The sequence below is a fragment of the Mycobacterium sp. genome (assembly GCF_040509115.1).
GTDB lineage: Bacteria > Actinomycetota > Actinomycetes > Mycobacteriales > Mycobacteriaceae > Mycobacterium.
This window is the reverse complement of the sequence record NZ_JBEVLO010000221.1, coordinates 1-5670: the sequence shown is the minus strand read 5'-3', so window position 1 is coordinate 5670 and position 5670 is coordinate 1. Positions and strand designations below refer to the sequence as shown.

The following is a 5670-nucleotide window of genomic DNA, read 5'->3' as shown; positions in this document are numbered from 1 at the left end:
TCGGCTGTGTGCTCTGCGACACAGTTCGATGGGTCAACTATGCGAGCCACATCCCGTTAGGTGGTGTCTCAAGATTGAGATCGCCGACGGTGTCGATCGAGTCGGATGTGTCGGATCCTGCGCCGCAGTGGATGGGGCGGACGACGTCGCCGAAGTGAGACATCGAAGGGCCTCGGCGATCCCTACGTTGAACGGGCGTCTACTGAAGCCGGCGCTTGTTCTCGGCGGTCGGCTACCCGAGGGGTGGCCCGGAGCATGCCGAGTGCAGGCGGTGCCGCCCGCTTTGATCGGCGTCTCGGGGTCCGCTCTACGCTTCTGAACTCGGGCTCGGTCAGCGCATTCGGTTGCACATCCAATGACGCGCCGAACTGTGCTCTCAGTTCCGGAAGCTGACCAGTTGCCATGGCCCATGACGTGGTGATCTACGAATTCATGGTCCAATCGGTTTGCAGGCGAACGAGATACGGTTGGGCGACTCGCCCGGTCACGAGAGAGGCCGTCACGTTGCCCGACCAGGCCTGCGCAGTTCGATTCCGTCAGTAGGTCGGAAGGATGCTCGCGTTTAGGGCAGGCCCTCGATGACTGCAGAGAGGTCGGGCCAGTGTGGTTCGGCGACGCGCGCGAGCAGGCTCAGGGTGGCGGACGCAAGCACGCGATTGCGTTCGGGGGTGAGTGCGAGCATGCGGTTGATGTCGTTGACTGCAGTGCTGACTGGGCCGAGCACACCGTCGTGGCTGGGATCGAGCATTGCCGGTAATCCCATGCGGGCGCCGTCGCTGATCATGATGCTGGCGCCGAAGGCCGCCGTGAGCACGGTGTCGCTGACACCGTAGCTGCGTGCCGCGGCGACCGCTTCGGCGAGTGCGGTGACACCGACGACGAGCTGGTAGTTGGACACGATCTTGATGACGGTTGCCCCGCCCGGGGGTCCGCATTGAGTGTGCGCGGGACTGAGATCGTCGAGTAATTGCGCGAGTTCCGGTGTCGCTTGCTCCGCGCCGCCGACGAGCATGGCGGCCTGACCGTCGAGAACCATCGCGGGCGAACCGATTACAGGGATATCGAGCACTCGTCCCGGCCGTTGCGTCTCGATGTCGCGGATCAACTCGGGTGCCACGGTGGTGACGATGAGCAGGTAGGTGCTGGGTCCGAGTGCGTCAAGAAGTTCAGGGCTGCAGACCTGTCGGACCGCTGCGTCGTCGCGCACGACCACGATGACCGCGTGCGCGCGACCCACCGCCGCAGCCGCGCTAGGTGATTCGGGCAGTGTTCCTGCTCTACCCGGGGTGCGGTTCCACACCACGACCTCGTAGCCCTGACGTCGTGCGCGCTCGGCAACCGCGCGTCCCATTGCGCCCATTCCGAGCACGGCTACCCGCATCGGGGCACTCACGCCGGACGGCTTCGTGGGCCGTTGGTGAAGAGGTCTCGATTGTCGGAAACCCATTGCGCCCATGATTGAGCTGGTCGGCCGAGGATGGAGTCCACTTCGCGAGTCACCAGAGCCGGGTTGTCCACGGTGCTGGCTTGCATCGCGAGGTAGGCATCGGCGAACTCGACGGGAAATCCTCGGTCGAGGAAACGGTGTCGTACCTGTTCGGCCGGGATTTCGTGGTAGCGCAGTGGGCGGTTGAGCACCTTTCCGATGGCCTGCACCAACTCGGTGTTGGTGAGAGCCTCCGGTCCGGTCAGCGTGATTCTGCGGCCAACGAGGTCGTCGGTGAGAAACGCCCGGGCGGCGACGGCGGCGATGTCGGCTTCGCTGATCGGTGCACTGGACGCTGCCGCATACGGACCGCTCACGGTGTCGCCGGCGTGGATCTGGGCGGCCCACATGTTGGCAAGGGCGGAGGGGAATTGTGCTGGGCGCAAGCTGATCCAGTCCACGCCGGAGTCGACGGCGAGTTGCTCGACCTCCTTGTTGCGGTCGCCGATGAAGCGCGACGGTTGCCGACGAAGTTCGTCGTCGACGTTGATCGCCGACAGAGCGACGAGTCGACGAACGCCGTGGCGTCGCGCCAATTCGGCTACGCCGTCGAGCTGATTGGCCAGGGCCCGGGAATTCAGGAATACGGCAGATGCTCCGGGCAGTGCATCGGCGACGTCGTGATGCAACGTAACTCCGTACGGAAAGTGCGCGCCGTCGGGATCTCGGGTGACGGCCCGTACCTCGGCGCCCGCGGCGTGTAGCTCGTGCACGAGCGGTCTACCGACGTTGCCGGTCGCTCCGGTGACGACGATGGTCATGATGCCTCCTCGATGGATACCGCGGGTATGGGGGGACTCATCTGTGGTTCGCCGGGCGCGATCCTCGGGGCCGCTGGCCGCAATCGGTTGTTGGGCATGCCCTAGGGCGTGCTAGCGGGCGATCCGTGGTTTGCGCCGCCGAGCCTGCATCCGCAACACGATCAGACATGCCACTAACATACACAATGTCCCTTTTCGGACAGTACGTCTCACAAGCTCTGCGCGATCTGCGCGACAGTGCGGTCGAACCCGTTCACGCCGAACGGGTCGAGCGCCGCGCGCTCGCGCCTGCCCCGGCATCGGAGTAGCACCTCGGCCACCCGCGAGCCCATGACGACAGATGCTGTCGTCGGCAGTGTACGTTGGTGACAGCAGATGCTGTCATCGCAAGGAGAAGTCATGCAGGCCCTTCAGTTCGACCAATTCGGATCCCCGGACGTGATCGTGCTCCGCGACGCCCCGAGGCCCGAGCCGGGGCCAGGTCAGATCCGGATCGCCGTACGGGCATGTGCACTGAACCCGGCGGACTGGGCAGTGGTCGATGGCCTCTTCGCCGACCAATTACCGCCGCTCCCACGCGGACTCGGCCTTGAAGTAGCCGGCACGGTCGATGCGCTTGGAGAGAGCGTTACTGGGGTGGAGGTCGGTGACCGGGTGTTCGGCCCGGCGGCCTTCGACGGCCCGACGGCCGGTGCCGCCGAGTATGCACTGATGACAGCCTGGGCGCCCATCCCCGAGAGCATTGGCAACGAACAGGCGGCTGCGATGCCCATGGCGGCCGAGACTGCGTGGCATGCGCTCGACGACCTCGGTGTGCGGCCGGGGGAGTTGTTGCTTGTCCACGGTGCGGGTTCCACCGTGGGGGAGGCGGCGGTTCGACTGGCGCTGCACCGGGGTATCCGCGTGATCGCCACCGCCGGGCCGACGCGTGCGGCGGCCCTAGAAGGTGTTGGCGCCCGGGTAACCGGCTACGGCGACGGCATGGCCGAACGCGTCGCCGATCTAGCCGGAGGCCGCGTCGACCGCGCCATGGACGCAAGCCCGACAGGGGGCCGGGCTGACCGCCCCGGCGAGGCCAGCCCGGCCGGCGGCTCGCTACCGACCCTGATCGAGTTGACTGGTGACCCCGACCGCGTCGTCACCGTCTCGGACTTCGCCGCCGCAGCCGAACTGGGTGTGCGGATCACCCAGATCGACATGCGATACGACCGGCTCGGCGAGTTCGCCCGACTCGCGGATGAAGGCATCCTGGTCATACCGGTCGCCCGTACTTACACGCTGGCGCAGATCCACGACGCCGCCACGCTCAGCCACTCCCGCAGGCCGGGCGGCAAGCTCGTCCTCGTCCTGTAATCACGATGTGGGCGCGGCCCGGCCAAGACGCGGGCACCGGGATCCGGAATGCGCCCGTGCCACTCTGGCCGAGCAGGCCGGTGCCGGAACCCACGAGGTGGGCCTGCGTGGTGCAGACGTCTACGCCGGGTCGGACGTCCGGGTGGTTGGCAACGGTCAGACGTCCGTGTCTCAGAGTGAAAGTGTGGCTCCGCTGAGTACGTCGGCGACGGTGATGCGCGCGAGCCGCGCGTCGACCGCCTGTGCTACCTCCCGATCGATCGCCACCAGCGCACGCTGCACCCCGGTCCCTGTGCGGCACTGGGGATTCGGCCCGTGCAGGCCGAGTACCGGATCGTCACCCTGAACGAGTCGCCAAACCTCGGCCAGGGTGATCGACTGCGCCGCCCGCAGGAGTACCCAGCCTCCACGGGCGCCGGGGCTGGACGCCACCATGCCTGACTCGCGCAGTGGCGTGAGCGCGCGTCGTACGTAGACCGGGCTTGCGTTCACGCTGGCGGCCAATTCGTCGGAGCTGATCGGACGCGTCATGTCGCTCCCGGCGAGATATGTGAGGACATGGACGGCCACCGCAAACTGTGTGTTGGTCGTCGTCGCCATCGCCCAAGCTTGCCATATTGCAACCGGCGTGACTACAGTTCGTTTACTAACCGCAATCTTGATGATTGCGAATAGATGGAAGGACTCTTCGATGACGTTTGGAATTACCGGGGCATCCGGGCAACTCGGCCGCGATGCCGCCGCGCGACTGCTCGATGTCGTCGATCCTGCAGAGATCGTGCTGACCAGCCGCACGGCTGACTCATTGAGAGAGTTCGCCGTCCGTGGCGTTGACGTACGTACGGCCGATTTCGGCGACCCCTCATCGCTCGCGGAGGCGTTCGACGGTATCGATGGCCTGCTCTTGATCTCGACTGATCGCGTCGGCGACCGACTCCCGGGGCACCTGGCTGCCATCCAGGCCGCCGCCACCGCCGGGGTGCGTCATGTCGTCTACACGTCGGTCCCGAAACCGGTGGAAGCCAACCCTGCCCTCGTTGCGCCCGACCACCTGGCGACCGAGAAAGCCTTGCAGTCCAGTGGTTTGGCATGGACGTCGCTACGGAACAACCTGTACGCAGACATGCAGCTGGCGGGATTGGCGCACGCCGCCGCGGCAGGGCAGCTGGTAGTCAACTCGGGCGACGGCCGCGCGGCGTATGTAACGCGCGCAGACTGTGCGGCCGCTGCCGTCGGCGCACTGATCCAGCGCAGCGGGAAGAACGTCGCCTATGACATCACCGGACCGCGGGCGTTGTCCGCCTACGACCTTGCGGCTCTCGCGGGTGCCGACATCGAGGTCGTCCAACTGGACGACGCGGCATACGTTTCGGCGTTGACCAGATCAGGGCTGCCGGAGCACGTGGCGCGTCTCGTGGCGTCCTTCGGCAGGGCCACCCGCGAGGGCTACCTGGAAACGGTCACCACCGCGGTGACCGATCTGAGTGGGCGCGCGCCAACGTCGTTGGACGCCTTGGTGAAACTCGCGCAGCAGGCTAGCTGACCGGAAAGGACTCAGAAGAATGAAGATTCGACGACTTGGCTGGGCCGGGATCGAGATCACCTCCCAAGGCTCCTCCATCGTGATCGACTACGTCAAAGACTTCTTCCTCCTTACTGCCACGCAGCCGGAGGGGGCATATGTCGAGCCTGCGCACCCTGCAAGGGCGGCGCTGGTGACGCACCTGCACGAAGACCACACCGACGTCTCCGCGATTCAGACGGCCGTCGGACCCACGGGTCTGCTGCTGCGTCCCAAGCCCTTTGCCGCCACAGCCGAGGAGGCCGCATTCACCGAGGGCGCCGAGGCCGATCTCGCAGCCAGCTCCCTGGACGTGCGGGTCGTCACCGAGTGGGAGCGAATTGATTTGTCGCCGTTCATCGTTACCGCCGTCCCATCGGTCGACGGCCTGGGCGATATCCAGGTGAACTGGGTAGTCGAGGCCGACGGGCAGCGCGTGTTCCACGGCGGCGACACGATCTTCCACGGGTACTGGTGGCTGATCGCCCGGCGCGCGGGACCGATCGACG

General features: G+C 66.2%; 7 protein-coding genes. 3 read left to right on the top strand and 4 right to left on the bottom strand.

The window, feature by feature from the left end:
* Window positions 1–562 precede the first annotated feature (562 nt).
* From ABW137_RS15380 to ABW137_RS15370, 3 genes are all read right to left on the bottom strand, one after another.
* Window positions 563–1393, bottom strand: a complete 831-nt coding sequence (locus tag ABW137_RS15380) for an NAD(P)-binding domain-containing protein (protein ID WP_526401400.1) — start codon at window positions 1391–1393, stop codon at window positions 563–565.
* Window positions 1390–2247 (bottom strand): NAD(P)H-binding protein, encoded by an 858-nt coding sequence (locus tag ABW137_RS15375; protein ID WP_526401398.1) that lies wholly within the window; start codon window positions 2245–2247, stop codon window positions 1390–1392. Before ABW137_RS15375 ends, ABW137_RS15380 begins: the two co-directional genes overlap by 4 nt.
* A 209-nt stretch (window positions 2248–2456) precedes the next feature.
* Window positions 2457–2579: a hypothetical protein gene (locus ABW137_RS15370; protein WP_526401396.1), complete on the bottom strand. Its 123-nt coding sequence runs from the start codon at window positions 2577–2579 to the stop codon at window positions 2457–2459.
* 67 nt (window positions 2580–2646) lie between these two features.
* Between ABW137_RS15370 and ABW137_RS15365 the strand changes: the two genes are divergently transcribed.
* On the top strand, window positions 2647–3600 hold the full coding sequence (locus ABW137_RS15365) for an NADP-dependent oxidoreductase (protein ID WP_526401394.1): 954 nt from the start codon (window positions 2647–2649) through the stop codon (window positions 3598–3600).
* 171 nt (window positions 3601–3771) lie between these two features.
* Here the strand turns inward: ABW137_RS15365 and ABW137_RS15360 are convergent, their stop codons facing one another.
* The gene (locus ABW137_RS15360; protein WP_526401392.1) at window positions 3772–4200 is read right to left on the bottom strand and encodes an RrF2 family transcriptional regulator; all 429 of its coding nucleotides are present in this window, start codon (window positions 4198–4200) and stop codon (window positions 3772–3774) included.
* Between the two features lie 91 nt (window positions 4201–4291).
* Between ABW137_RS15360 and ABW137_RS15355 the strand changes: the two genes are divergently transcribed.
* The gene (locus ABW137_RS15355) at window positions 4292–5143 is read left to right on the top strand and encodes an NAD(P)H-binding protein (protein ID WP_526401390.1); all 852 of its coding nucleotides are present in this window, start codon (window positions 4292–4294) and stop codon (window positions 5141–5143) included.
* 19 nt (window positions 5144–5162) lie between these two features.
* Window positions 5163–5670 (top strand): MBL fold metallo-hydrolase (locus ABW137_RS15350; protein WP_526401388.1); only part of this gene is annotated, 508 nt, incomplete at its 3' end.